The following is a 21,912-nucleotide window of genomic DNA, read 5'->3' on the forward strand; positions in this document are numbered from 1 at the left end:
CATGAGCATAACCATCAAGCTCGGCCAGTTAGCCGAGTTCCTTGGCGCCACCTTGCGTGGCGACAAGGACAGGGAAATCACCGGGCTGGCCGCTCTAGAAGAGGCCGGCCCTGGTCAGATCAGCTTCCTGGCAAAACCTCAATACCGCAAATATCTGGCCGATGCACAGGCGGCTGCCTTGTTGCTCAAACCGGCAGATGCTGACGGCTACGCCGGGGATGCGCTGCTGGTTCCGGATCCCTATCTGGCCTACGCGCGTATCTCGCATTTTTTCGACCCCAAGCCCAAAAGCCCGGCAGGCGTGCATCCCACCGCCGTCGTTGCCGAGGGCGCTCAGATTGATCCGGCCGCCAGCATTGGTGCGTTTGCCGTGATCGAGAGTGGTGTGCGCATTGCAGCAGGTGTCACCATCGGTGCGCATTGCTTCATCGGCGCCCGTTGCGAAATCGGTGAGGGTGGCTGGCTGGCGCCTCGTGTGACGCTCTACCACGACGTTCGCATCGGCAAGCGTGTGGTCATTCAGTCAGGCGCGGTGCTGGGGGGCGAAGGTTTCGGTTTTGCCAACGAGAAGGGTGTCTGGCAGAAAATCGCTCAAATAGGCGGCGTTACCCTGGGCGATGATGTCGAGATCGGCGTCAATACGGCGATTGATCGCGGTGCACTGGCTGACACGCGTATCGGCAATGGTGTGAAGCTGGACAACCAGATTCAGATCGCCCACAACGTGCAGATTGGTGATCACACGGCGATGGCGGCCTGTGTCGGTATTTCCGGAAGCACTAAAATCGGCAAGCATTGCATGTTCGCAGGCGGCGTCGGGTTGGTCGGGCATATCGAGATTTGTGATGGCGTCTTCATCACCGGCATGACCATGGTGACGCATTCCATCACCGAGCCAGGTTCCTACTCCTCGGGTACGGCGATGCAGCCCGCGGCCGAATGGCGCAAGAGTGCGGCTCGTCTGCGCAAGATCGACGACATGGCGCGACGTCTGCAAAAGCTCGAAAAGGTTGTCGAGACGGTGACCTCCCCGGGTGATCGCTCATCTGATGGCTGATACCTTTTTAATATCAAGCGTGCACAGTCGATAAACTGCCTCCTTGATGTAGAGGGGTGCTGCGCAGTCGCGACGCACTCCTAATCTTTACTACAGGCTTCCCCTCGAAATGATGGACATCAAAGAAATTCGCGAATACCTGCCTCATCGTTACCCGTTCCTGCTGGTGGATCGAGTGACGGAGCTGGATTTCGAGAACAAGAACATTCGCGCGTACAAGAATGTCAGTGTCAACGAGCCTTTTTTCAACGGTCATTTCCCTGAGCATCCGATCATGCCAGGTGTTCTGATCATCGAAGCAATGGCGCAGGCGGCCGGTATCCTTGCGTTCAAGATGCTCGACACCAAGCCGTCAGACGGTACACTTTATTATTTCGTGGGCTCGGACAAACTGCGTTTCCGTCACCCGGTTCTGCCGGGCGACCAGCTGATTCTTGAAGCCAGGTTCCTGAGCTGCAAGCGCCAGATCTGGAAGTTCGAATGCAAGGCCACAGTTGACGGCAAGGCCGTATGCTCCGCCGAAATTATCTGTGCGGAACGTAAACTATGAGTTTGATTGACTCTCGCGCAATCATCGATCCGACGGCCATTCTGGCCGACAACGTTGAGGTCGGCCCGTGGTCGATCATCGGAGCCGGTGTGGAAATTGGCGAGGGTACAGTCATCGGTCCGCACGTGGTCCTCAAGGGGCCAACGAAGATCGGCAAGCACAACCGCATCTATCAGTTTTCATCGGTGGGCGAAGATACGCCTGATCTCAAGTACAAGGGCGAAGAAACCCGTCTGGTGATCGGTGATCACAATGTCATTCGCGAAGGCGTGACCATTCACCGCGGCACTGTTCAGGACCGCGCTGAAACCACGCTGGGTGATCACAACCTGATCATGGCCTATGCACATATCGGCCATGACAGCGTGATCGGCAATCATGTGATCCTGGTCAACAATACGGCGTTGGCCGGCCATGTGCACGTCGACGACTGGGCGATCCTGTCCGGTTTCACCCTTGTGCATCAGTTCTGCCATATCGGTGCCCACAGCTTTTCCGGAATGGGCACGGCCATCGGCAAGGATGTTCCTGCGTTTGTCACAGTGTTCGGCAACCCGGCCGAGGCGCGCAGCATGAACTTCGAGGGCATGCGTCGTCGAGGTTTCTCCGAAGACGCCATTCATGCGTTGCGCAGAGCCTACAAAACGGTTTATCGCCAGGGGCTGACCATTGCTCAGGCACTGACCGAGCTGGCTGAACCTGCGGCACAGTTTCCTGAAGTCGCGGTGTTTCTCGAATCCATTCAGACATCGACTCGCGGCATCATTCGTTAATCATGACCAGCCCATTACGCATTGCACTGGTCGCTGGCGAAGCCTCCGGCGATATCCTTGGCTCCGGCCTGATGCGGGCCATCAATGCGCGCAACCCCGATGTTCAGTTCATGGGTGTAGGGGGGCCGTTGATGGAAGCGGAGGGCATGCAGTCGTACTTCCCGATGGAGCGTCTGTCGGTAATGGGGCTGGTGGAAGTGCTCGGTCGGCTGCGTGAGCTATTGGCCCGGCGCAAATTGCTGGTGCAGACGCTGATCAACGAGAACCCGGATGTCTTCATCGGTATCGATGCGCCCGATTTCACGCTCAATATCGAACTGCAATTGCGTCGCGCCGGTATCAAGACCGTTCACTACGTCAGCCCGTCGGTCTGGGCCTGGCGTCAGAAGCGGGTCTTGAAGATTCGCGAAGGCTGCGACCTGATGCTGACGCTGCTGCCGTTCGAGGCGCGTTTCTACGAAGAGAAGGGCGTGCCGGTGCGGTTTGTCGGTCATCCGCTGGCCGATACCATTCCTCTTGAGTCCGATCGTGACGCGGCGCGCGCGCAGCTGGGCTTTCCTGCTGAGGGGTCGGTTGTGGCGCTGATGCCGGGTAGCCGAGGCGGCGAAGTCGGTCGTCTGGGGACGCTGTTTTTCGATGCGGCCGAGCGGTTGCTGGCTGAGCGACCCACGCTACGCTTCGTGCTGCCGTGTGCCAGCCCGCAACGGCGCGTCCAGGTCGAAGAACTGTTGCAAGGTCGGAATTTGCCCGTCACATTGCTCGACGGTCAGTCTCACGTCGCGCTGGCCGCCTGTGATGCGGTGCTGATCGCCTCCGGCACCGCCACGCTGGAAGCCCTGCTCTACAAGCGGCCGATGGTCGTTGCCTACCGGATGGCACCGCTGACGTTCTGGATTCTCAAGCGGCTGGTCAAAAGCCCTTACGTGTCGCTGCCGAACCTGCTGGCCCAGCGCATGCTGGTGCCGGAGCTGCTACAGGACGATGCCACTGCCGAAACGCTGGCCAGCACGCTGCTGCCGTTGATCGACGACGGGCATGCGCAGACCGCAGGTTTTGACGAGATTCACCGGGTTCTGCGCCGTGATGCATCGAATCAGGCGGCAGACGCCGTACTGGGCCTGCTCGGCCGTTCATCCCCACTGTGAGTTCGCTTACCATGCAGACAGGCCTGGATTTCACTCTTGTCGAAGATCTGGTCGCGGGCGTCGACGAAGTCGGACGCGGTCCGCTTTGCGGTGCCGTGGTCACGGCGGCTGTCATTCTCGATCCGGCCAGACCCATTCTCGGGCTCAACGACTCGAAAAAACTGACCGAAGCCAAGCGCGAAAAGCTGTTTGTCGAGATTCAGGAAAAAGCCCTGTGCTGGTTCATCGCCCGGGCCGAAGTCGAAGAAATCGATCAACTGAACATTCTGCACGCCACAATGCTGGCCATGAAGCGCGCAGTCGAAGGCCTTGTCATCACGCCGAAGCTGGCGTTGATCGATGGTAACCGCTGCCCGCAATTGTCTGTGCCCTCTGCGCCGGTGGTGCAGGGCGATGCCAAAGTACCGGCCATCGCTGCCGCGTCGATTCTGGCCAAGGTCAGCCGGGACCGGGAAATGGCGGCACTCGAGCTGGTCTATCCGGGTTATGGCATCGGCGGGCACAAGGGTTATCCTACGCCGGTGCATCTGGAAGCACTGGCCCGACTGGGCCCTACGCCTATCCATCGGCGTTCTTTTGCGCCGGTGCGGGCCGCCCATGAAGCGCGCGCGGCGATGAACAACGGCGCAACACGTCTACCGTCGATCGGTTTGCTGCAGGACTGACGTTTCTGTCTGAGGCCGCTACAATCCCGCCCTTCGTTTGTATTTTCGCGTTATAGGATCACCATGCCGGCTTCTTTCGTTCATCTACGCCTGCACACCGAATATTCGCTGGTTGACGGTCTGGTCCGGGTCAAACCGTTGATCAAGGCGCTGACCGGCATGAACATGCCCGCCGTGGCGGTGACCGATCAGAACAACATGTGTTCGCTGGTCAAGTTCTACAAGGCCGCGCAGAGTTCGGGGATCAAGCCGATCTGTGGTGTCGATCTGTGGCTGGCCGGCAGGGACGAAGACGCTGCGCTCAGTCGCATCAGCCTGCTGGCGATGAACGCTCAGGGCTACCGTAACCTGACCGAACTGATCTCGCGCGGCTTTATCGAAGGTCAGCGCAATGGTCAGATCGTCATCCAGCGCCAATGGGTTGCGCAGGCCAGCGAAGGCGTCATTGCACTTTCTGTGGCCAAGGAAGGCGAGATCGGCATGGCGCTGCTCGGCGGCAACCCCGGCGAGGCAGACGAATTGCTGCGCGAGTGGCTGCAAGTCTTTCCGGATCGCTTCTATATCGAAGTGCAGCGCACCAACCGCACCAACGACGAAGAACATCTGCACGCCGCTGTCGCGCTGGCCCAGCGCCATGGCGCGCCGCTGGTGGCGACCAATGATGTGCGCTTCATCAAGCAGACCGACTTCGAGGCCCATGAGACGCGCGTGTGCATCGGCGAAGGCCGTGCGCTGGACGACCCACGTCGCTCGCATAACTACAGCGATCAGCAATACCTGAAAAGCCCGGAAGAAATGGCCGAGCTGTTCAGCGATCTGCCGGAAGCGCTGGAAAACACCGTCGAGATTGCCAAGCGCTGCAACATCGACGTCAAGCTGGGCACTCACTTTTTGCCCAACTTCCCGATTCCCGATGGCATGACCATCGACGAGTATTTTCGCAAGGTCTCGTTCGACGGCCTGGAAGAGCGTCTTTCGGTTCTGTTGCCAAAAGACACGACCGAGGATTACGAGGCCAAGCGCCAGGTCTATGTCGACCGGCTGAATTTCGAGCTGGATATCATCATTCAGATGGGCTTCCCCGGTTACTTCCTGATCGTGATGGACTTTATCCAGTGGGCCAAGAGCAACGGCGTGCCGGTAGGGCCGGGCCGTGGTTCGGGTGCCGGTTCTCTGGTCGCTTACGTGCAGAAGATCACCGACCTCGATCCGCTGGAATACGACCTGCTGTTCGAACGCTTCCTTAACCCGGAGCGGGTTTCCATGCCCGACTTCGACGTCGACTTCTGTATGGACGGCCGTGATCGGGTCATCGAGTACGTGGCCGAGAAATACGGGCGCAACGCGGTCAGCCAGATCATCACCTTCGGTTCCATGGCTGCCAAGGCGGTGGTGCGCGACGTGGCGCGGGTGCAGGGCAAGTCTTACGGGCTGGCGGACCGTCTGTCGAAGATGATCCCGTTCGAAGTCGGCATGACCCTAGAAAAAGCCTACGAGCAGGAAGAAATTCTCCGCGACTTCCTCAAGGTCGATGAAGAGGCCGCAGAAATCTGGGAGATGGCGCTCAAGCTGGAAGGCATTGTGCGTAACGTGGGCAAGCACGCCGGCGGCGTGGTTATTGCTCCGACCAAGCTGACCGACTTTTCGCCGATCTATTGCGACGAGGCGGGTGACGGTCTGGTGACCCAGTTCGACAAGGATGACGTCGAGGCGGCCGGGCTGGTGAAGTTCGACTTCCTCGGTCTGCGTACCCTGACGATCATCGACTGGGCGCTCAAGACCATCAACCGCGACCGCGCCAAGGTCAATGAAGCGCCGCTGGACATCGCGTTCATTCCGCTCGATGACATGCCGACCTACCAGCTGCTGCAGCGCGCGGAAACCACGGCGGTGTTCCAGCTCGAGTCGCGCGGCATGAAAGAGCTGATCAAGAAGCTCAAGCCCGACTGCCTGGAAGACTTGATCGCATTGGTGGCGCTGTTTCGTCCCGGTCCGCTGCAATCGGGCATGGTGGACGACTTCATCAACCGCAAGCACGGTCGCGCCGAGCTGTCCTATCCGCACGTCGATTACCAGTACGAAGGCCTCAAGCCGGTACTGGCACCGACCTACGGCATCATCCTGTATCAGGAACAGGTGATGCAGATCGCCCAGGTCATGGCCGGTTACACCCTGGGTGGTGCGGACATGCTGCGCCGGGCGATGGGCAAGAAAAAGCCCGAGGAAATGGCCAAGCAGCGCGGCGGTTTCATCGACGGTTGCAAGACCAACAACATCGACCCGGACCTTGCCGGTAACATTTTCGACCTGGTGGAGAAGTTCGCCGGTTACGGCTTCAACAAGTCTCACTCGGCGGCCTATGGCCTGGTGTCGTACCAGACTGCCTGGCTGAAGACACACTACCCGGCGCCGTTCATGGCGGCCGTGTTGTCGGCGGACATGCACAACACCGACAAGGTCGTGACCTTGATCGAGGAAGTGCGCACCATGAAACTGCGCCTCGACGCGCCGGACGTGAACACCTCGGAGTTCAAGTTCACGGTCAGCGACGACGGCCGCATTCTTTATGGCCTAGGTGCGATCAAGGGCGTGGGCGAGGGGCCGGTCGAGGCGATTACCGATGCGCGTCAGAAAGGACCGTTCAAGGATCTGTTCGATTTTTGTGCCCGCGTCGACCTCAAACGGGTCAACAAGCGGACGCTGGACGGCCTGATTCGCAGTGGCGCGCTGGATCGGCTCGGCCCGTATTTCGAGCTTGAGCCCAAGGCCTATCAGGCCAATATCGACCGCAACCGTTCGGTATTGCTGGCGGCGCTGGAAGAGGCCATCCAGGCTGCCGAGCAGACTGCGCGCAGTCGCGACAGCGGTCACTCGGACCTGTTTGGCGGCCTGTTCGTCGAAGCGGATGCCGACGTTTACGCGAACCATCGCAAGACCCGTGAGCTGAGCCTCAAGGATCGCCTGCGTGGCGAGAAAGAAACGCTGGGGCTGTACCTGACCGGTCACCCGATAGACGAATACGAAGGCGAAATTCGCCGTTTCGCCCGCCAGCGGATCATCGATCTCAAGCCGGCCAGAGACACCCAGACAGTTGCCGGGCTGATCATTGCCCTGCGCGTGATGAAGAACAAAAAAGGCGACAAGATGGGGTTTATTACCCTGGACGACCGCTCGGCCCGCATTGAAGCCTCGCTGTTTGCCGAGGCGTTTCATTCGGCTCAGTCGTTGTTGCAGACCGATGCTATGGTTGTGGTCGAAGGTGAAGTGAGCAACGATGACTTCTCCGGCGGGCTGCGACTGCGTGCCAAACGCGTCATGAGCATCGAGGATGCGCGTACCAACCTCGCCGAAAGCCTGCGCGTGACGGTGCATGCCGACGCACTCAAGGGGGATCGGCTGCGCTGGCTCGGTGATTTGTGCAAGCGCCATCGCGGTGCCTGCCCGATCACGGTGGACTACACGGGGCAGGACGCCAGAGCATTGCTGCAATTGGGAGAAGCGTGGCGTATTGATCCGGCAGACAGCTTGATTCAAGCTCTGCGTGACCAGTTCGGGCGTGAGAACGTCTTTCTCCAGTATCGTTGAATGCCGCAGGCTCTGCCTGCGCTCGACGCTGAATCCAATTTCGACCTGAACGCGCCTGTTCCGAGCAGGAAAGGCGCAGACGGATCAACCGGCCGGCCTCTTGGCCGTTTACCCAAGACGGATGCCTATGAACCCGAATTTTCTTGATTTCGAACAGCCTATCGCTGACTTGCAGGCCAAAATCGAAGAGCTGCGCCTGGTGGGTAACGACAACTCGCTGAACATCGGCGACGAAATCTCCCGGTTGCAGGACAAGAGCAGGACGCTTACCGAAAGCATCTTCGGCAACCTGACCAGCTGGCAGATCGCGCGCATGGCGCGTCACCCGCGTCGTCCGTACACGCTCGATTACATCGAAAACATCTTTACCGAGTTCGACGAACTGCATGGCGATAGACACTTCTCCGATGACGCAGCGATCGTCGGCGGCATTGCGCGTCTGGACAGCCAGCCGGTCATGGTGATCGGTCATCAGAAAGGCCGTGAGGTTCGCGAGAAGGTTCGCCGCAACTTCGGCATGCCGCGTCCGGAAGGCTACCGCAAGGCCTGCCGTCTGATGGAGATGGCCGAGCGTTTCAAAATGCCGATCCTGACCTTCATCGACACGCCGGGTGCCTATCCGGGTATCGACGCTGAAGAGCGCAACCAGAGCGAAGCGATTGCCTGGAACCTGCGCGTCATGGCCCGCCTGAAAACCCCGATCATCGCTACCGTCATCGGTGAGGGTGGTTCCGGTGGTGCGCTGGCCATTGGCGTCTGCGACCAGTTGAACATGCTGCAATATTCGACCTACGCGGTCATCTCGCCGGAAGGCTGCGCTTCGATTCTGTGGAAGACCGCCGAGAAGGCGCCGGATGCTGCCGAAGCCATGGGCATCACTGCGGATCGCCTCAAGGGTCTGGGCATCGTCGACAAGGTTATCGCCGAGCCATTGGGTGGCGCGCATCGTGATCCGGTGGCGGCAGCCGGTCTGATCCGTGAATCGTTGAGCAGCCAACTGGCCATGCTCAAGGAACTGGACAACGACGCGCTGCTGGCTCGCCGTTACGACCGACTGATGAGCTACGGTCTGTAAGCTGCGTCGCTCCGATTGTTTCCACGCCTTGCGGGCTTCTGCCCGAAGGGCGTGGGAGCGTACCGCGAGATGCTTCGCTTGTTCGCGAATGGGCTGGTTCGAGCACTTGAGCAGTCAGGGTGCGAATAAGCCAAGCCGGTGAAAAACACCAGTGACCACTTCCACACGCAACGGTCATGATCTTTCCGCCAGGCTTCTTCAAGCCTTGGCGCCCTGGCGTGCTGCGCCAGCCTGGCACATCGGTTTTTCCGGCGGCCTTGATTCCACCGTGCTGCTACATCTTCTGGCTGACCTCTCCGGGCGCGAAACGCTGCCTGCGCTCAACGCTGTTCATGTTCATCACGGCCTGCAGGCAGCTGCCGATGCCTGGCCGGAGCATTGTCGGCAAGTGTGTCAGGCACTGGGCGTGGCATTCGAGCGGGTTCGCGTGCAGGTCGAACCAGGCGCAAGCATCGAGCAGGCGGCCCGGCAGGCGCGCTATGCCGCGTTTACCGAGCGGCTGGGTGAAGGCGACGTGCTGCTGACCGGCCAGCATCGCGATGATCAGGCCGAGACCCTGTTATTCCGCCTGCTGCGTGGTACGGGGGTGCGTGGTCTGGCTGGCATGCCTGTTCAGCGTATTCTGGGGCGCGGGCATCTGGTGAGGCCGCTGCTGGCGGTGTCGCGAACCGAACTGGAGGACTACGCGCATCAGCAGGGTCTGGCCTGGGTCGAGGATCCCAGTAATGATGATCAGCAGTTCTCGCGCAACTTTCTGCGCGGTCAGGTGCTGCCACTGCTCACGTCCAGATGGCCGCAGGCGTCCGCCAGCCTGGCGCGCACCGCGGTTCATCTTGGCGAAGCGCAACAGTTGCTGGACGAGCTTGCGGCGCAGGACATCGCCGATGCCCAGGCCACAACGCCGTTTGCCTGGCTCGGCTTGCCGGTGCTGAGTCTTGAACCGCTTGCCGGCTTGTCGGCCGCGCGGCAGCGCAATGCTTTGCGTTTCTGGCTAACGCCGTTGACCCGCCTGCCGGATACCGATCACTGGGCCGGCTGGGAAACGCTGCGCGATGCAGCGCCCGACGCGTCGCCGCTGTGGCGGCTTGCCGAAGGTGCGCTGTATCGCGCGCAGAGCCTCCTTTGGTGGCTGCCCGCCGGTTGGGAGCGGGCGTGTTCAGGGCCGACGCTGTGGCACGACCCCCAGGCACCGTTGAGTCTTCCCGGTAACGGTCAACTGACGCTGGACGACGGCGCGCCAGACGGACCGTTGCAGGTTCGCTATCGCAAGGGCGGGGAGGTGATGCGCATCGCCGGGCGTGGCCGTCGTGATCTCAAGCGGCTACTCAACGAGCAGGCGGTGCCGGCGTTTTTGCGCGGCAGATTGCCGCTGCTGTACCGCGACGACGAGTTGCTGGCGGTCGCCAACCTGCCCGGACTGGACGCTTCGCCCAATGAACGCTGGCGTTTGCGCTGGATTGCGCCGGTCAGCGACCAAAGTTTGAGCTGAAAGGGCCTTTCCGGTAGACTACGCTCCCTTCTTGATACAACTTCTGTTGGTTCTTTTGAAACAACGCAAGTTGCCGGTTACCAACCAGTGTTTGCTGGGTAATTCTTAAAATGTAGCGCACGCCACACTGGCTTCGGCCGGTCGGTTTCAACGCAGCAGTTTCGGGAGTGCACCGTGAATTTTGTCGGTAACCGGAGGCCTCGGCCATCCTTCGCTTTCCCCGGCGGCTCTGACCGCTTTAACGCAGACTTCTAGGGTTTTTCATGACGCGCTACATCTTCGTCACGGGCGGTGTTGTTTCTTCATTGGGGAAAGGCATTGCCTCGGCTTCACTGGCGGCCATCCTGGAGGCGCGGGGACTCAAGGTCACCATGCTGAAACTGGATCCCTACATCAACGTGGACCCAGGCACCATGAGCCCGTTCCAGCACGGTGAGGTGTTCGTCACCCACGACGGCGCTGAAACCGACCTTGACCTTGGTCACTACGAGCGGTTCATCCGCACCACAATGACCCAGAACAATAACTTCACCACCGGGCGTGTGTACGAACACGTCCTGCGCAAAGAGCGTCGTGGTGATTATCTGGGCGCGACGATTCAGGTCATTCCGCACATTACCGACGAGATCAAGCGCCGCATCATCAAGGGTGCAGGCGATGCCGACGTGGCACTGGTCGAAATCGGCGGCACGGTCGGTGACATCGAGTCGCAACCGTTTCTCGAAGCCATCCGCCAGTTGCGCTTCGAAGTCGGCGCACGCCGCGCGATGCTGATGCACCTGACGCTGGTGCCGTACATCGCCACCGCCGGCGAGACCAAAACCAAGCCGACGCAGCATTCGGTGAAAGAATTGCGCTCCATCGGCCTGCAGCCGGACATTCTGGTCTGCCGCTCCGATCATCCGATCGATATCTCGTCGCGTCGCAAGATCGCTCAGTTCACCAACGTCGAAGAGCGTGCGGTCATCGCCCTCGAAGACGCGGACACCATCTACAAGATCCCGGGCATTCTGCATTCGCAAGGCCTGGACGATTTTGTCGTCGAGCGCTTCGGCCTGCAATGTGGCGGTGCCGACCTGTCCGAATGGGACAAGGTGGTCGACGCCAAGCTCAACCCGGAACACGAAGTCACCATCGCGATGGTCGGCAAGTACATGGAACTGCTCGACGCCTACAAATCGTTGATTGAAGCCATGAGCCACGCCGGCATCACCAATCGCACCAAGGTGAACCTGCGTTACATCGATTCCGAAGACATCGAAAATCAGGGCACCGGTCTGCTGGAGGGCGTCGATGCGATTCTGGTTCCAGGCGGCTTCGGTCTGCGTGGCGTCGAAGGCAAGATCACTGCGGTGCAGTTCGCTCGTGAAAACAAGGTTCCGTATCTGGGCATCTGCCTGGGTATGCAGGTGGCGGTCATCGAGTTCGCACGTAATGTGCTGGGCTGGAAAGACGCCAACTCCACTGAATTCGATCGCACCAGTGCGCATGCCGTGGTCGGTCTGATTACCGAGTGGGAAGACGCCACTGGCGCAGTCGAAACCCGTACCGAAAGCTCCGATCTGGGCGGCACCATGCGTCTGGGTGCGCAGGAATGCCAGCTTGAAGCGGGTTCGCTGGTCCACGACTGCTACGCCAAGGACGTGATTGTCGAGCGTCATCGCCATCGCTATGAAGTGAACAACAACCTGCTGCCGCAACTGATCGAGGCTGGCCTGAAGATTTCCGGTCGCTCCGGTGATGGTGCGCTGGTCGAAGTGGTCGAAGCGCCGGATCATCCATGGTTCGTGGCGTGCCAGTTCCACCCGGAATTCACCTCGACGCCGCGTGATGGCCATCCGCTGTTCAGCGGTTTTGTCAAAGCGGCATTGGCTCAACATCAGAAAAATTCCTGACAGGGACTTCACACATGGCTCAGAAAATCATTCGTGTAGGTTCAATCGAGGTCGCCAACGACAAGCCGATGGTGTTGTTCGGCGGCATGAACGTGCTCGAATCCCGGGACATGGCCATGCAGGTCTGTGAAGAGTACGTGCGGGTGACCGAAAAGCTCGGTATTCCTTACGTATTCAAGGCCAGCTTTGACAAGGCCAACCGCTCCTCGGTAACGTCCTACCGCGGTCCGGGCCTTGAAGAGGGCATGCGCATTTTCGAAGAGATCAAGCGTACCTTCAATGTGCCGCTGATCACCGACGTGCACGAGCCTCATCAGGCCGCGGTAGTGGCCGAAGTGTGCGACATTATCCAGCTGCCGGCGTTTCTGTCGCGTCAGACGGACCTGGTGGTGGCGATGGCCAAGACCGGCGCAATCATCAACATCAAGAAAGCCCAGTTCCTCGCACCGCAGGAAATGAAACACATCCTGACCAAGTGTGAAGAGGCGGGTAACGATCAGTTGATCCTCTGTGAGCGTGGTTCGAGCTTCGGCTACAACAACCTGGTGGTGGACATGCTCGGCTTCGGCATCATGAAGCAGTTCGAATACCCGATATTGTTCGACGTCACTCACGCCCTGCAGATGCCGGGCGGCCGTGCGGATTCTGCCGGTGGCCGTCGTGCCCAGGTGCTGGATCTGGCCAAGGCCGGTATCAGCCAGAATCTGGCGGGCCTGTTTCTGGAAGCCCACCCCGATCCTGACAACGCCAAGTGCGATGGCCCGTGTGCCTTGCGCCTGGACAAGCTGGAGCCGTTCCTGGCCCAGCTCAAGTCACTGGATGAACTTGTCAAAAGTTTTCCGATCGTAGAGACCGCTTGAGCAGGGTTCTCCGGTAAAGTGCCATCCCCCGTCATTCGTGACGGGGTTGTCGCATTCAGGGCTGCCGGTTTTTGTGCCTGACTGCGAAGATCGTTTTTCTGCTGCGTCGTTTTCGTCAATCCTGGAGTGTTTACAACAATGGCAAAAATCGTTGACATCAAAGGTCGTGAGGTTCTCGACTCCCGTGGCAATCCTACCGTTGAAGCCGATGTGCTCCTCGATAACGGCATCATCGGCAGCGCCTGCGCGCCGTCCGGTGCATCAACCGGCTCGCGCGAAGCGCTGGAGCTGCGTGATGGCGACAAGAGCCGTTACATGGGCAAGGGCGTTCTGAAGGCTGTGGCCAACATCAATGGTCCGATTCGTGACCTGCTGCTGGGCAAGGACCCGGTCGATCAGAAGGCGCTGGATCACGCGATGATCGCGCTGGATGCTACCGAGAACAAGGCAAGCCTTGGCGCAAACGCCATTCTCGCCGTGTCTCTGGCCGCTGCCAAAGCTGCTGCCCAGGACCAGGATCTGCCGCTGTACGCGCACATCGCCAACCTGAATGGCACACCGGGCGTCTACTCGATGCCGGTGCCGATGATGAACATCATCAACGGTGGCGAGCACGCCGATAACAACATCGACATCCAGGAATTCATGATTCAGCCTGTCGGCGCCAAGACCTTCGCTGAAGGTCTGCGCTGGGGCACCGAGATTTTTCATCACCTCAAGGCTGTGCTCAAGGCACGTGGCCTGAACACCGCGGTGGGTGACGAAGGTGGTTTCGCGCCTAACCTGGCGTCCAACAAAGAAGCACTCGACGCCATCGCCGAAGCCGTTGCCAACGCTGGCTACACTCTGGGCACTGACGTGACCCTGGCACTGGATTGCGCGGCAAGCGAGTTCTACAAGAACGGCAAGTACAAACTGAGCGAAGAAGGCGAGTACAGCTCTGCCGAGTTTGCCGAATACCTTGCCGAGTTGACTCGCAAGCACCCGATCATTTCCATCGAAGACGGTCTGGACGAGTCCGATTGGGACGGCTGGAAAATCCTCACCGACAAGATCGGCGAGAAAGTCCAACTGGTCGGTGACGACCTGTTCGTGACCAACACCAAGATCCTGAAAGAAGGCATCGACAAGAAGATCGCCAACTCGATCCTGATCAAGTTCAACCAGATCGGTACGCTGACCGAAACGCTGGAAGCCATTCAGATGGCCAAGGCCGTGGGTTACACGGCAATCATCTCTCACCGTTCCGGCGAAACCGAAGACTCGACCATCGCCGACCTCGCTGTGGGAACCGCTGCCGGTCAGATCAAAACCGGTTCGCTGTGCCGCTCCGACCGCGTATCCAAGTACAACCAGTTGCTGCGTATCGAAGAGCAATTGGGTGCCAAGGCTGTGTATCGTGGTCGTGGTGAGTTTCGCGGCTGAGCCATAGATGGTAAAAGACGCAGAGCGTTGCGCAGAGTCGAGCCACACGGCCGGTCTTCGCAACGTCAATGCTGACGCTCCGCGTTAGTCTGGAGTGATTGAGCCTGGCTTATGTCAGGCTCAATGCCCTCAGTGATGTGTGCTTTAGGTTGGCTCTGCTGTCCTTTTTACTGGGTACCTGATATTTCAATGCGCAGTCCTAACTGGTTATTCCTCATCCTGCTTCTGATGCTGGGTGGCTTGCAATACCGCCTGTGGGTCGGTAACGGCAGCCTCGCGCAAGTGGCCAGCCTGACTCAGCAGATCGCCGACCAGCATGCTGAGAATGAGGTATTGCTGGAGCGTAACCGTGTGCTGGATGCCGAGGTTCTGGAACTGAAAAAAGGTCTGGAAACCGTTGAAGAGCGCGCCCGGCATGAGCTGGGCATGGTCAAGGACGGCGAAACCCTCTACCAGCTCGCGCAATAACAACTCGTCCAATAAAACAATTCGCCCAATAACAAGCAGGTGCGATGAAAGACTTTCTTCCTGCCTTCTGGGCAGTGATTCCTGCAGCGGGCATCGGTGCTCGCATGGCAGCCGACCGTCCCAAGCAGTATCTGCAACTGGGCGGCCTGACCATTCTCGAACACAGCCTGCTTTGCTTTCTCGATCACCCCCGACTCAAGGGGCTGGTGATCAGCCTGGCGGTGGACGATCCGTACTGGGCGGATTTGCCTTGTGCGCATGATTCACGCATTCAGCGAGTGGATGGCGGTAGCGAACGTTCCGGGTCGGTGCTCAGCGCGCTGCTGCATCTGCACGCGCAAGGGGCCAGCGACAACGATTGGGTGCTGGTGCATGATGCGGCGCGTCCGAACCTGGCGCGCAGCGATCTGGACAACCTGCTCGGCGAACTGGCTGACGATCCGGTCGGTGGCCTGCTGGCGGTACCGGCGCGCGATACGCTCAAGCGCGCAGACAGCAGCGGCCGTGTGCTGGAAACCGTGGACCGGAGCCTGATCTGGCAAGCGTTCACGCCGCAGATGTTTCGTCTGGGCGCGTTGCATCGCGCGCTCGCGGACAGTCTGGTTTCGAATGTGAGCATTACCGACGAGGCGTCGGCCATCGAGTGGGCAGGGCAGTCGCCCCGGCTGATCGAAGGGCGCTCGGATAACATCAAGGTCACGCGTCCCGAAGACCTGGAATGGCTGCGTCAGCGCCGTAGCGAGTTCGGCCGCTAAACGTCTGTTACTGGCGATACTCATCGCGCATCGCCAGCGCTTCTTTCAGGTAATCCACCAGCTTGCGCACTTTGGGCGACAGGTGCCTTTGTTGCGGGTACAGCGCCCAGACGGCGGTGTTGGGCGGCTGATGCGCCTCCAGCAGGGACACCAGCGTGCCGTCCTTGAGATGTTTCTGCACGTAATAATCCGGTAACTGACACAGGCCTATGCCTTGCAACGCGGCGTCCAGCACCGCTTGCCCGCTGTTGCAACGCCAGTTGCCTTGCACCCGCTGCGAAAACTCGCGACCGTTCTGCTGCAAGAGCCAGGTATCACTTCCGCCGATCAGGCAGTTGTGCCGACTCAGTTCCGAGAGGCTGTGCGGCCGGCCATAACGCTGAATGTAGGAGGGCGATGCGCACAGGTACATCTGGCGCGGTGCAAGGCGCGTCGCGACCAGTCGAGAGTCTTGTAGCCGTCCCAGCCGAATCGCCAGATCCATGCCTTCGTGCACCAGATCAAGCGTGTCGTTGCTCAGCTCGATGTCCACGCGCAGGTGCGGATACAGGCCCATGAATCGCGTGACCAGCGGCGTGATGAAGCGCTCGCCGTAGGCCACCGCGCAGGTCATGCGCAACAAGCCTTTCGGCTCACTGGCCAGATCCCCCACCGCACGCAGCGCTTCTTCGCGCCCATCCTGCAGGCGCTGGCAGTGATGCAGAAAGGTCTGGCCGGCTTCGGTCAGCGCGACCTTGCGCGTGCTGCGGTAGAGGAGGCGGGTTTGCAGGCGTTCTTCAAGGCGTGCGATCTGGCGGCTGACGTGCGAAGACGACACGCCCAGGCGTTGCGCGGCGGCTGTGAACTGGCCGCACTCGGCAACGGCGACGAACTCATCCAGACCTTCCCAGCGATTGGTGTACATCGATTATCCCTGCACAGCATTAATGTTTTGCTTTTGGCTGTATTACTCGCCAATTCGCACTGTACTACACTGCAAACCTTGTTTTTACTCGCCGGAGAAGATTGATGATCAAGTCACGCGCTGCAGTGGCCTTTGAAGCCAAAAAGCCATTGGAAATCGTCGAAGTCGACGTCGCCATGCCCAAGGCTGGCGAAGTGCTGCTCAAGGTGGTGGCATCCGGTGTCTGCCATACCGACGCTTACACGCTGTCCGGCGCTGACCCTGAAGGCATTTTCCCGTCGATTCTCGGCCACGAAGGCGGTGCGATCGTCGAAGCGGTTGGTGAGGGCGTTACCTCGGTGGCGGTCGGCGATCACGTGATTCCGCTGTACACCCCGGAATGCCGCCAGTGCAAATTCTGCCGCTCGGGCAAGACCAACCTGTGTCAGGCGATTCGGTCTACTCAGGGCAAGGGCCTGATGCCGGATGGCACTACACGCTTTTCCTACAAGGGCGAGCCGATCTTTCATTACATGGGCACCTCGACCTTCTCTGAATACACCGTATTGCCTGAGATTTCCGTCGCCAAAATCGACAAGAAAGCGCCGCTGGAAAAGGTCTGCCTGCTCGGCTGTGGCGTCACCACCGGTATCGGTGCCGTGCTCAATACGGCCAAGGTCAAGCCAGGCGACACCGTGGCCATTTTCGGTCTGGGCGGTATCGGCCTGTCGGCGGTAATTGGCGCTGTAAAGGCCAAGGCTGCGCGAATCATCGCTATCGACATCAATCCGGCCAAGTTCGAGATCGCCAAGCAGCTAGGTGCCACCGATTGCGTCAACCCGAAGGATTTCGATCGTCCGATTCAGGAAGTCATCGTCGACATGACAGATGGCGGCGTTGACTTCTCGTTCGAATGCATCGGTAACGTGCAATTGATGCGCTCGGCGCTGGAGTCCTGCCACAAAGGCTGGGGCGAGTCGGTGATCATCGGCGTGGCCGGTGCAGGCCAGGAAATTGCCACCCGTCCTTTCCAGCTGGTAACCGGGCGCGTCTGGCGTGGTTCGGCGTTTGGCGGCGTGCGTGGACGTACCGAGCTGCCAAGCTATGTCGACATGGCGCAGACCGGCGAAATCCCGCTGGATACTTTCATCACCCACACCATGGGCCTGGAAGACATCAACAAGGCGTTCGACCTGATGCACGAAGGCAAAAGCATTCGCACCGTCATTCATTTTTGAGGAGCAGCTGGAGTAAACGACATGCCTTTGGAAAATATTTCCTGTCAGAAAAGCTTTGGTGGCTGGCATAAGCGTTACAGGCACCACTCGCAAGTGCTGGGCTGCGACATGGTGTTTGCGGTGTATTTGCCGCCGCAGGCTGAGCAGGGCGGCAAATTGCCAGTGCTGTACTGGTTGTCCGGGCTGACCTGCACGGATGAAAACTTCATGCAGAAAGCGGCGGCGCATCGGCTCGCGGCCGAGTTGGGCATCATTATCGTGGCGCCCGACACCAGCCCGCGCGGTGCCGATGTCGCCGATGACCCGGACGGTGCCTGGGATTTCGGTCAAGGCGCGGGTTTTTATCTGAATGCCACCGAAGCGCCGTATGCCCGGCATTATCAGATGCACGATTATGTGGTCAAAGAGCTGCCTGCGCTGATCGAAGGGCATTTCCCGGCGTCACAGGCCCGCAGCATCAGTGGCCACTCGATGGGTGGCCACGGCGCGCTGGTGTGTGCGTTACGCAATCCCGGCCGTTACAAGTCGGTGTCGGCGTTTTCGCCAATCAGCAACCCGATTGATTGCCCGTGGGGGCAGAAAGCCTTTTCTCGCTACTTGGGCGAAGACCGTTCGCGGTGGCGTGAGTGGGATGCCAGCGTGCTGATGTCCGACGCTGCAGAGAAGCTGCCGACCCTGGTCGATCAAGGCGATCGGGATGATTTCCTGGTCAATCAGCTCAAGCCCGAGGCTTTGCTTCAGGCCGCCAAAGCCGCCGACTATCCGCTGACCCTGCGGATGCAGCCAGGCTATGACCACAGCTACTTCTTCATTGCCAGTTTCATAGAAGACCATTTACGGCATCACGCCGAAGCCTTGAACAGCTAACCGGCGCCAAAGCAGGTAGAATCACGCCCTGTCTTTTTTCAGGGCGTTTTTCTATGCGTATTGGCCATGGCTACGATGTGCACCGTTTCGCTGAAGGCGATTTCATAACCTTGGGCGGGGTGCGGATTGCACACGGTTTCGGCCTGCTGGCCCACTCCGATGGCGATGTCCTGCTGCACGCCCTCAGTGATGCGCTGCTGGGCGCCGCTGCACTGGGCGACATCGGCAAGCATTTTCCCGACACCGATCCGCAATTCAAGGGCGCTGACAGCCGTGTGCTACTGCGCCATGTGCTCAAACAGGTCCACGACAAGGGCTGGAAGGTCGGTAATGTCGACGCCACGATCGTCGCCCAGGCGCCGAAGATGGCTCCGCACATCGACGCCATGCGTGCGTTGATCGCCGAGGACCTGAACGTAGAGCTGGATCAGGTGAACGTGAAAGCCACCACCACGGAAAAGCTCGGTTTTACCGGCCGTGAAGAAGGCATCGCGGTGCACGCCGTCGCGTTGTTGCTGCGCGCATGACCGAACTCGAACTGCTGGGCCCGAGGGCCTGGGGCGATGCGTTGGGTCGTGCTGTGCTCAAGGCTGTCGCCGAAGACTTTCAGGTTGATGAAGTGCTGGATATCCCGCTGTCCGGTGATGGCGAGCACCTGTGGCTGTGGGTCGAAAAACGCGGCCTGAACACCGAGGAAGCGGCCCGCCGGTTGGCACGTGCCGCGGGTGTTCCGTTGCGTACCGTCAGTTATGCAGGATTGAAAGACCGCCAGGCGCTGACCCGCCAATGGTTCAGCCTTCAGTTGCCAGGCAAGGCCGATCCTGATCTTTCGGCGGCCCAGGACGAAACGCTGCAGATTCTCGACAGCGGCCGCCACAAGCGCAAATTGCAGCGCGGTGCTCATGCGGCCAACGGTTTCACGCTCAGGCTGACGCAACTGGACGCCGACAAGGAAGCCTTGAACCAACGCCTTGAAATAATTGCCCGGCAGGGCATTCCCAACTACTTTGGCGCTCAGCGTTTCGGTTATCAGGGCGGCAACCTGGGTGAAGCTCGCGAATACGCAGCCCGTCAGGCGCTGCCGGAACAGCGAGCGGTGCGTTCGCGGCTGTTATCCACGGCGCGCAGTTATCTGTTCAATCGAGTGCTGGCGGCGCGTGTTGCCGACGGCAGTTGGCAGCAGGCCCAAGTAGGTGATCTGCTGGCATTCACCGACAGCCGCAGTTTTTTCCCGGCTGGTATCGCCGAGTGTAGCGATCCTCGCTTGGCGATTCTCGATCTTCATCCCACCGGCCCGCAATGGGGGGAAGGTCCTTCGCCAGCGACCGGCGCGACCGCAGCGCTTGAAAATGCGATCACCGCTGCTGAGTCCTCACTGCGTGACTGGCTGGTCAAAGCGGGCATGGAGCACGAACGGCGCATCCTGCGGCTGCCCATTGGGCGGCTGACGTGGCATTATCCCGAGCCTGACATTCTGCAACTGGAATTCGTCCTTCCGCCCGGATGCTTCGCCACTGTGTTAGTGCGCGAACTCGTTGATCTGGCGCCGGTTGGGCAGACGGACAGCTCATGCGTATTCTGATATCAAATGACGACGGGGTCACTGCACCCGGTCTTGCGGCGCTGCATGCGGCGCTGGCGGACTATGCCGAGTGCGTGGTGATCGCCCCTGACCAGGACAAAAGTGGTGCCAGCAGTTCGCTGACACTCGACCGGCCCCTGCACCCGCATACCCTCGATAACGGTTTCATCAGCGTCAACGGTACGCCGACCGATTGCGTGCATCTGGGCCTGCACGGGCTTCTGGAGCGTGAGCCGGACATGGTGGTGTCGGGGATCAACCTTGGCGCCAACCTGGGCGATGACGTGCTGTATTCCGGCACCGTTGCCGCCGCGCTCGAAGGCCGCTTCCTGCAGCGTCCCTCATTTGCCTTTTCGTTTCTGTCACGTCAGCCGGATAATCTGGCGACGGCGGCCCATTATGCGCGTTTGCTGGTAGAGGCCCACGAGCAACTCGATCTGCCACCGCGCACGGTACTGAACGTGAACATTCCGAATTTGCCGCTTGAACATATTCGGGGCATTCAACTGACCCGTCTGGGCCACCGTGCCCGCGCTGCCGCCCCGGTCAGAGTGGTTGATCCGCGTGGCCGGCCCGGTTACTGGATCGCTGCTGCCGGTGATGCCGAGGATGGCGGTGCCGGAACCGATTTTCATGCCGTCATGCAGGGCTACGTATCGATTACGCCGCTGCAACTGGACCGAACCTTTCAGGATGGTTTCAGCAGCCTGAACAACTGGCTGGAGGACCTGCGCTGATGTCGCGTGAGCAGGATGATCTATTGCGTCGCGGGATCGGGATGACCTCGCAACGAACACGCGAGCGCTTGATTCAGCGTCTCTGTGAGGAAGGCATTACCAACGATCGAGTGCTGGACGTCATTCGCAAGACGCCCCGGCACCTGTTCGTCGATGAAGCGCTGGCGCACCGCGCCTACGAAGACACCGCCTTGCCGATCGGCCACAACCAGACCATCTCCCAGCCTTATATGGTTGCGCGGATGAGTGAGCTGTTGCTGGCCGCTGGCCCGCTCGACAAGGTCATGGAAATCGGCACCGGTTCCGGCTACCAGACTGCAGTGCTGTCGCAGCTGGTCGAGCGGGTATTTTCGGTGGAGCGCATCAAGGTCCTTCAGGACCGGGCCAAGGAGCGGCTGGTCGAACTCAACCTGCGCAACGTGGTTTTTCGCTGGGGCGACGGCTGGGAAGGATGGCCGGCGCTGGCACCTTACAACGGCATCATCGTCACGGCGGTGGCGACCGACGTGCCGCAGGCGCTGCTCGATCAACTGGCCCCGGGAGGGCGGTTGGTCATCCCGGTGGGCTCGGGCGAAGTACAGCAATTGATGCTGATCATTCGCGAAGAAAACGGATTTTCCCGACACGTATTGGGTGCCGTGCGCTTCGTGCCTTTGCTCAACGGGCCGATCGCCTGAAGATTGTCCGCATCGATGAGTGAATTCTGGCGTCACTCATCGGTCTACAGCGGTCAGTCCACAATGATAAATAGCTAAATGGCATCATTTCACGTAGCTGACTGATCTATAACAGCGATTTCAGCAGTTAATCACTGGCTGCCCGCCGCGCTTGCGGCACAATAGGCATCTTTTTCGAATTCAGTC

Annotated in this window: 20 protein-coding genes; 19 read left to right on the forward strand and 1 reads right to left on the reverse strand. The window is 59.8% G+C overall.

Translation table 11 applies throughout. The annotated features are described in order from the left end of the window. Nucleotide 1: 1 nt before the first annotated feature. From lpxD to ispD, 13 genes are all read left to right on the forward strand, one after another. Nucleotides 2–1,057, forward strand: coding sequence for a UDP-3-O-(3-hydroxymyristoyl)glucosamine N-acyltransferase (gene lpxD / locus ABJ99_RS20200; protein WP_054087319.1), 1,056 nt, complete (start codon nt 2–4; stop codon nt 1,055–1,057). Nucleotides 1,058–1,166: 109 nt separating this feature from the next. Beyond that, nucleotides 1,167–1,607: a 3-hydroxyacyl-ACP dehydratase FabZ gene (gene fabZ / locus ABJ99_RS20205; protein ID WP_054087320.1), complete on the forward strand. Its 441-nt coding sequence runs from the start codon at nt 1,167–1,169 to the stop codon at nt 1,605–1,607. Beyond that, entirely contained in the window at nt 1,604–2,380 is a 777-nt protein-coding gene (gene lpxA / locus ABJ99_RS20210) for an acyl-ACP--UDP-N-acetylglucosamine O-acyltransferase (RefSeq protein WP_054087321.1), read from the forward strand. Before fabZ ends, lpxA begins: the two co-directional genes overlap by 4 nt. A 2-nt stretch (nt 2,381–2,382) precedes the next feature. Further along, nucleotides 2,383–3,525, forward strand: a complete 1,143-nt coding sequence (gene lpxB, locus ABJ99_RS20215) for a lipid-A-disaccharide synthase (protein ID WP_054087322.1) — start codon at nt 2,383–2,385, stop codon at nt 3,523–3,525. 11 nt (nt 3,526–3,536) lie between these two features. Then, entirely contained in the window at nt 3,537–4,190 is a 654-nt protein-coding gene (rnhB, locus tag ABJ99_RS20220; protein WP_054087323.1) for a ribonuclease HII, read from the forward strand. 63 nt (nt 4,191–4,253) lie between these two features. Further along, nucleotides 4,254–7,775 carry a DNA polymerase III subunit alpha gene (gene dnaE / locus ABJ99_RS20225; RefSeq protein WP_054087324.1) on the forward strand — a complete coding sequence of 1,174 codons (3,522 nt, stop codon included), beginning with the start codon at nt 4,254–4,256 and terminating at the stop codon, nt 7,773–7,775. A gap of 127 nt (nt 7,776–7,902) precedes the next feature. Beyond that, nucleotides 7,903–8,850: an acetyl-CoA carboxylase carboxyl transferase subunit alpha gene (gene accA / locus ABJ99_RS20230; RefSeq protein ID WP_054087325.1), complete on the forward strand. Its 948-nt coding sequence runs from the start codon at nt 7,903–7,905 to the stop codon at nt 8,848–8,850. 151 nt (nt 8,851–9,001) lie between these two features. Then, complete coding sequence (gene tilS, locus ABJ99_RS20235; protein ID WP_054087326.1) at nt 9,002–10,339, forward strand: tRNA lysidine(34) synthetase TilS; 1,338 nt, start codon at nt 9,002–9,004, stop codon at nt 10,337–10,339. Between the two features lie 263 nt (nt 10,340–10,602). Then, the gene (locus ABJ99_RS20240; RefSeq protein ID WP_054087327.1) at nt 10,603–12,234 is read left to right on the forward strand and encodes a CTP synthase; all 1,632 of its coding nucleotides are present in this window, start codon (nt 10,603–10,605) and stop codon (nt 12,232–12,234) included. A gap of 14 nt (nt 12,235–12,248) precedes the next feature. Next, nucleotides 12,249–13,094, forward strand: a complete 846-nt coding sequence (gene kdsA / locus ABJ99_RS20245) for a 3-deoxy-8-phosphooctulonate synthase (protein ID WP_054087328.1) — start codon at nt 12,249–12,251, stop codon at nt 13,092–13,094. A gap of 138 nt (nt 13,095–13,232) precedes the next feature. Next, the gene (gene eno, locus ABJ99_RS20250) at nt 13,233–14,519 is read left to right on the forward strand and encodes a phosphopyruvate hydratase (protein ID WP_054087329.1); all 1,287 of its coding nucleotides are present in this window, start codon (nt 13,233–13,235) and stop codon (nt 14,517–14,519) included. 189 nt (nt 14,520–14,708) lie between these two features. Then, complete coding sequence (ftsB, locus tag ABJ99_RS20255; protein ID WP_007250165.1) at nt 14,709–14,987, forward strand: cell division protein FtsB; 279 nt, start codon at nt 14,709–14,711, stop codon at nt 14,985–14,987. Between the two features lie 44 nt (nt 14,988–15,031). Further along, nucleotides 15,032–15,742, forward strand: coding sequence for a 2-C-methyl-D-erythritol 4-phosphate cytidylyltransferase (gene ispD, locus ABJ99_RS20260; protein WP_054087330.1), 711 nt, complete (start codon nt 15,032–15,034; stop codon nt 15,740–15,742). Nucleotides 15,743–15,749: 7 nt separating this feature from the next. On the opposite strand, the gene ABJ99_RS20265 is transcribed toward ispD, so the two are convergent. Further along, nucleotides 15,750–16,646, reverse strand: coding sequence for a LysR substrate-binding domain-containing protein (locus ABJ99_RS20265; protein ID WP_054087331.1), 897 nt, complete (start codon nt 16,644–16,646; stop codon nt 15,750–15,752). A 104-nt stretch (nt 16,647–16,750) separates the two neighbouring features. Here ABJ99_RS20265 and ABJ99_RS20270 point away from each other — a divergent pair, with 104 nt between their 5' ends. From ABJ99_RS20270 to ABJ99_RS20295, 6 genes are read left to right on the forward strand one after another with little or no spacing between them, the layout of a single operon-like run. Next, nucleotides 16,751–17,863 (forward strand): S-(hydroxymethyl)glutathione dehydrogenase/class III alcohol dehydrogenase, encoded by a 1,113-nt coding sequence (locus ABJ99_RS20270; protein WP_054087332.1) that lies wholly within the window; start codon nt 16,751–16,753, stop codon nt 17,861–17,863. 21 nt (nt 17,864–17,884) lie between these two features. Continuing rightward, on the forward strand, nt 17,885–18,730 hold the full coding sequence (gene fghA / locus ABJ99_RS20275) for an S-formylglutathione hydrolase (RefSeq protein ID WP_054087333.1): 846 nt from the start codon (nt 17,885–17,887) through the stop codon (nt 18,728–18,730). 53 nt (nt 18,731–18,783) lie between these two features. Next, a complete protein-coding gene (gene ispF / locus ABJ99_RS20280) occupies nt 18,784–19,257 on the forward strand; it encodes a 2-C-methyl-D-erythritol 2,4-cyclodiphosphate synthase (RefSeq protein WP_054087334.1) in 474 nt (157 codons plus the stop codon). Beyond that, on the forward strand, nt 19,254–20,312 hold the full coding sequence (gene truD / locus ABJ99_RS20285; RefSeq protein WP_054087335.1) for a tRNA pseudouridine(13) synthase TruD: 1,059 nt from the start codon (nt 19,254–19,256) through the stop codon (nt 20,310–20,312). The genes ispF and truD overlap by 4 nt, the downstream gene beginning before the upstream one ends. After that, nucleotides 20,300–21,049: a 5'/3'-nucleotidase SurE gene (gene surE, locus ABJ99_RS20290; RefSeq protein WP_054087336.1), complete on the forward strand. Its 750-nt coding sequence runs from the start codon at nt 20,300–20,302 to the stop codon at nt 21,047–21,049. Before truD ends, surE begins: the two co-directional genes overlap by 13 nt. A 41-nt stretch (nt 21,050–21,090) precedes the next feature. Beyond that, nucleotides 21,091–21,726 (forward strand): protein-L-isoaspartate(D-aspartate) O-methyltransferase, encoded by a 636-nt coding sequence (locus ABJ99_RS20295; protein ID WP_007250173.1) that lies wholly within the window; start codon nt 21,091–21,093, stop codon nt 21,724–21,726. The last annotated feature ends 186 nt before the right edge of the window (nt 21,727–21,912 follow it).

The organism is Pseudomonas syringae pv. cilantro (assembly GCF_001293775.1).
GTDB classification, from domain to species: Bacteria; Pseudomonadota; Gammaproteobacteria; order Pseudomonadales; family Pseudomonadaceae; genus Aquipseudomonas; species Aquipseudomonas syringae_P.

What these genes read in the sequence shown, in the direction of transcription:
- lpxD (WP_054087319.1), top strand. Translation starts at nt 2, where the DNA reads ATGAGCATAACCATCAAGCTCGGCCAGTTAGCCGAGTTCCTTGGCGCC.
- fabZ (WP_054087320.1), top strand. Translation starts at nt 1,167, where the DNA reads ATGATGGACATCAAAGAAATTCGCGAATACCTGCCTCATCGTTACCCG.
- lpxA (WP_054087321.1), top strand. Translation starts at nt 1,604, where the DNA reads ATGAGTTTGATTGACTCTCGCGCAATCATCGATCCGACGGCCATTCTG.
- lpxB (WP_054087322.1), top strand. Translation starts at nt 2,383, where the DNA reads ATGACCAGCCCATTACGCATTGCACTGGTCGCTGGCGAAGCCTCCGGC.
- rnhB (WP_054087323.1), top strand. Translation starts at nt 3,537, where the DNA reads ATGCAGACAGGCCTGGATTTCACTCTTGTCGAAGATCTGGTCGCGGGC.
- dnaE (WP_054087324.1), top strand. Translation starts at nt 4,254, where the DNA reads ATGCCGGCTTCTTTCGTTCATCTACGCCTGCACACCGAATATTCGCTG.
- accA (WP_054087325.1), top strand. Translation starts at nt 7,903, where the DNA reads ATGAACCCGAATTTTCTTGATTTCGAACAGCCTATCGCTGACTTGCAG.
- ABJ99_RS20240 (WP_054087327.1), top strand. Translation starts at nt 10,603, where the DNA reads ATGACGCGCTACATCTTCGTCACGGGCGGTGTTGTTTCTTCATTGGGG.
- kdsA (WP_054087328.1), top strand. Translation starts at nt 12,249, where the DNA reads ATGGCTCAGAAAATCATTCGTGTAGGTTCAATCGAGGTCGCCAACGAC.
- eno (WP_054087329.1), top strand. Translation starts at nt 13,233, where the DNA reads ATGGCAAAAATCGTTGACATCAAAGGTCGTGAGGTTCTCGACTCCCGT.
- ftsB (WP_007250165.1), top strand. Translation starts at nt 14,709, where the DNA reads ATGCGCAGTCCTAACTGGTTATTCCTCATCCTGCTTCTGATGCTGGGT.
- ispD (WP_054087330.1), top strand. Translation starts at nt 15,032, where the DNA reads ATGAAAGACTTTCTTCCTGCCTTCTGGGCAGTGATTCCTGCAGCGGGC.
- ABJ99_RS20265 (WP_054087331.1), bottom strand. Translation starts at nt 16,646, where the DNA reads ATGTACACCAATCGCTGGGAAGGTCTGGATGAGTTCGTCGCCGTTGCC.
- ABJ99_RS20270 (WP_054087332.1), top strand. Translation starts at nt 16,751, where the DNA reads ATGATCAAGTCACGCGCTGCAGTGGCCTTTGAAGCCAAAAAGCCATTG.
- fghA (WP_054087333.1), top strand. Translation starts at nt 17,885, where the DNA reads ATGCCTTTGGAAAATATTTCCTGTCAGAAAAGCTTTGGTGGCTGGCAT.
- ispF (WP_054087334.1), top strand. Translation starts at nt 18,784, where the DNA reads ATGCGTATTGGCCATGGCTACGATGTGCACCGTTTCGCTGAAGGCGAT.
- truD (WP_054087335.1), top strand. Translation starts at nt 19,254, where the DNA reads ATGACCGAACTCGAACTGCTGGGCCCGAGGGCCTGGGGCGATGCGTTG.
- surE (WP_054087336.1), top strand. Translation starts at nt 20,300, where the DNA reads ATGCGTATTCTGATATCAAATGACGACGGGGTCACTGCACCCGGTCTT.
- ABJ99_RS20295 (WP_007250173.1), top strand. Translation starts at nt 21,091, where the DNA reads ATGACCTCGCAACGAACACGCGAGCGCTTGATTCAGCGTCTCTGTGAG.